3 protein-coding genes are annotated in these 3,278 nt (G+C 63.6%); 2 read left to right on the top strand and 1 reads right to left on the bottom strand.

Annotated elements, in window-relative coordinates; translation table 11 throughout:
* Positions 1-154: 154 nt before the first annotated feature.
* Entirely contained in the window at positions 155-1,645 is a 1,491-nt protein-coding gene (locus YA0848_RS35660) for a PepSY-associated TM helix domain-containing protein (RefSeq protein WP_052229568.1), read from the top strand.
* 13 nt (positions 1,646-1,658) lie between these two features.
* The gene (locus tag YA0848_RS35655; RefSeq protein WP_040268335.1) at positions 1,659-2,885 is read left to right on the top strand and encodes a RhtX/FptX family siderophore transporter; all 1,227 of its coding nucleotides are present in this window, start codon (positions 1,659-1,661) and stop codon (positions 2,883-2,885) included.
* 70 nt (positions 2,886-2,955) lie between these two features.
* Here the strand turns inward: YA0848_RS35655 and YA0848_RS36325 are convergent, their stop codons facing one another.
* A complete protein-coding gene (locus tag YA0848_RS36325; RefSeq protein WP_232925263.1) occupies positions 2,956-3,174 on the bottom strand; it encodes a hypothetical protein in 219 nt (72 codons plus the stop codon).
* Between the last annotated feature and the right edge of the window lie 104 nt (positions 3,175-3,278).

The raw sequence follows: 3,278 nt of genomic DNA, 5'->3' as shown, positions 1-3,278 counted from the left end.
CCTTATCTCGGCATAACCCCTTCCTGGGCTTGGGGTTTCTGGTGACGGTACTGCTGTGGTCGTTGCTGGCGCCGGATCGCAAACGCGTGGTGTGTCGCTCCAGCGTCTGGCTGCTGCTGTTTACGCCCTGGCTGCTTTGGGATGGAGCCTGGCGATGAACCTGATGGGCGCACCGAGGGCATTGGTCCAGCGTGTACATGCCGGGGCAGGCGGGGTGTTTGGAGTACTGCTGTTCGTGATCCTGCTGACGGGGGCGTGGAGCATGGCCCATGAAGACTTGCGCGCCTGGTTTCGCGGCCCGGCGGCGTTGGCTCACGGACCGGCGCTACCGGTCGCGCAATGGCCGGCTATCGCTCGCGAGCGCGGCCTGGCGCTCGGTGAATTGCGCATTCGTTTGCCGGACAGCCGCCACTCGGTGGTCGAGTTGTGTGCATCGCCCAAGGACTGCACGGTCGCCTTGGACCCCGTCAGCGGCCGTGAGCTGGCGTCAGGCAACGCGGCTGATATCCTGTTCAACCTGCACAAAAGTCTGTTCATCGGTTTTCCCGGCCGGATTTTGATCAGCTTTTTGGGCGTGGTGTTGTTGCTGGTGATCTGGGCAGGCAGTGCATTACACAGTGGGCGCCTGCAAGACCTCAAGCGCCTGCGGCGCGACCGTGGGGCACGGGTGTTCGCCCATGACTTGCACAGCCTGATCGGCCGTTGGTGCGGGCCCTGGTTGCTGCTGTTTGGTATCACTGGCGCGTTGTCCGGTCTAGGGGCGCTCGGCACCTTGGGGCTAGCCGCGCAGGCGTTCCCGGGCGCGCCGCAGCAAGCGTTCATGCAGTTGCTGGGGGCACCGCCGCAGGTCGACCGAACAACGGCTTCAGCGCCGGCGGTCGATCTGGATCAGTTGCTGCACCAGGACGCCGTCGCCCATCCGGGGTTCTCTGCTCAGAACGTCGCCTTGCACCACTGGGGTGAACCGGATGCCTGGGTGGAAGTGAGCGGTATCCAACAAGGCCTGCCCAGTACGGCCGTCTTTGAACGGCATGCCTATCGCGCCGCTGATGGCCTCGCCGTCGGCTCCAGCAGCGCCAGCGGGCGCGGTCTGTGGTTGCAGGCGTTTATTGCGGTGCAGCCGCTGCACTTTGCCGACTACCGCTGGGTGCCTGTTGGCGGGTCACTGCTGCGCGCCGTGCATTTCGGCATGGCGTTGGCGGCGGCGGGGTTGGTGCTCAGCGGCTTGTACCTGTGGCTGGAGCGTCGGCGCCTCAAGGCCGGCGGCGGTTGGCAGGTGCTACTGCGCCTGGTGGTCGGCGGCGGTGGCGGGTTGCTGGCGGCCACGGCGGTATTGCTCTGCGCGGGGGCGCTGGGCAGTGCCAACCTGGCGTGGTGGTTCTGGGGCGGTTGGCTTGCCAGCCTGCTGCTGGCCTGCCTGATGCCCCCCAGGCATCAACCGCTGCACCTGCTGCTGGCCGTGACGGGCCTGGGCTTCCTGGCGGCGGCGCTGCTGCACCTGGCCGGCAGCCTGAAACAAGGCAGCGTGCCGCTGTGGCCCATCGATCTTGTGTTGCTGCTGTGCGCGGCCAGTGCCCTGTGGGCATTGCGGCGCCTGATTTCTTTTACGCGCGCGGCACGGGCTGCCGCCGCCAATGTTGCCTGAGGGGAGACTTGTAATGCTGGATCTGTTGAAACATTGGCGCATGGTGCTGACCTTTGCACTGTTGTACCTGTCCCAAGGCATTTGCTTCGGCATCGCCATGGACGCCTTGCCGACCCTGCTGCGTCATGACGGCGCGGCGCTCCACGCCTTGGCGTTCCTGCCGTTGGTGGGGATACCGTGGGTGGTCAAGTTCCTCTGGGCGCCCCAGGTGGATAACCATTGGAGCCCACGCCTGGGGCGGCGCCGCAGTTGGATCATTCCCATGCAGATACTGGTGCTGCTGTGCATTGCCTGCCTGGCAAGCATCGGCCTGCGCGTCGAGACGGCAGGCATCGCCGTGGGCCTGCTGATTGTTGCCTCGCTGGCCAGCGCCACCCAGGACATCGCCACCGACGGCATGGCGGCCGAGTACTTTAGCGGCAACATGCTCGCGCGGATTAACGCCATTCAAGTGGGCGGCACCATGGTCGGCTTCTTCGTTGGCGGCGCCGGCACCTTGCTGCTTAGCGGCTACCTGGGGCAAACCAGCGCGTTCAGTCTGCTGGCTTTGGTGCCGTTGTTGAGCCTGGTGTGCGTCGGCTGGCTGCACGTGGCACCGGCCAAGGAAAAACAGCCAGATGTGGCGCATGCCTCATTATGGCGGTTCATCAGGCGGCCGAAGGCGCTGGCGCTGGTGGTGCTGGCCTTGTTGTCGGCCATGACGTCAGTGTCGGGTTTTGGCTTGTCAAAGCTGTTCCTGAATGACGCCGGTTGGTCCTTGCAGGCTATCGGCCAACTGGGCATGAGCGGCGGCGTGGTCACCATCGTCCTCGGCTGCGGCGGTGGTGCGTGGTTGATCCGGGTGTTGGGGCTGTGGCCGACGTTCATCCTGGCGGTAGGCATGGCCGGCGCTGCCGCGTTGACCTGGCTGCTGCAAGCCAACGGCATGCTTGCCACGCAAACCGGACTGATCTGGTTGGCCGTGGGCCTGGGCTCGTTCGCGACCGGCGCCACCTCGGTGGTGATCATGACCGCCTCCATGGCCTTCGCTGCGCAAAGCGACCAGGCCGGTACGGACATGACCGCCGTGCAAAGCACGCGTGATCTGGGGGAAATGCTGTCTTCGACCTTGCTGGTGGGGTTGACTGCGCAGGCGGGGTATAGCGGTGGGTTTCTGGCGGGGATGGTGATGGCGATCCTGGCGTCGTTGGTGGCGTTGAATGTGTCACGTCAACGTGTGGGGGAAAGAGCCGCGGGCTGATTGATAGGTTGGGCGATCGTCAAAGGCGCTCAACGGATCAATCAGTGCGAGCGCTCGTGATCTTCCGACATCAAGCGTGCGGCGCGGAGCTGCAGTGAGTGCGCGCCTGCAGCCCGTCGATCGAGCTGTTAGCGCCCAACGTGCCCATGAGTTTATTGATATCCGTGGTGTAGAACTTCAGAAGTTCTCCACGACGGATGCCTGTCTCCAAGAGCAATTCAATCATTAGCCAATTGCGCAGTTGCAAACGTTCCGGGAACGGATTCTCTGCAGCGCTGGTGAGCCTCATGAACATTTCTAGAATGACATATGATTTAACATAATATACATTATGCGTAACGTAATGTTACATAATCAGAGGCGATGCCCGTCACATTTCAACGGGCAAAACCC

Origin of the sequence: Pseudomonas sp. S4_EA_1b, assembly GCF_016307435.1 — a bacterium.
Classification (GTDB): domain Bacteria; phylum Pseudomonadota; class Gammaproteobacteria; order Pseudomonadales; family Pseudomonadaceae; genus Aquipseudomonas; species Aquipseudomonas rhodesiae.
The sequence above is the reverse complement of the archived record's forward strand: the minus strand, read 5'-3'. Positions and strand labels throughout refer to the sequence as shown.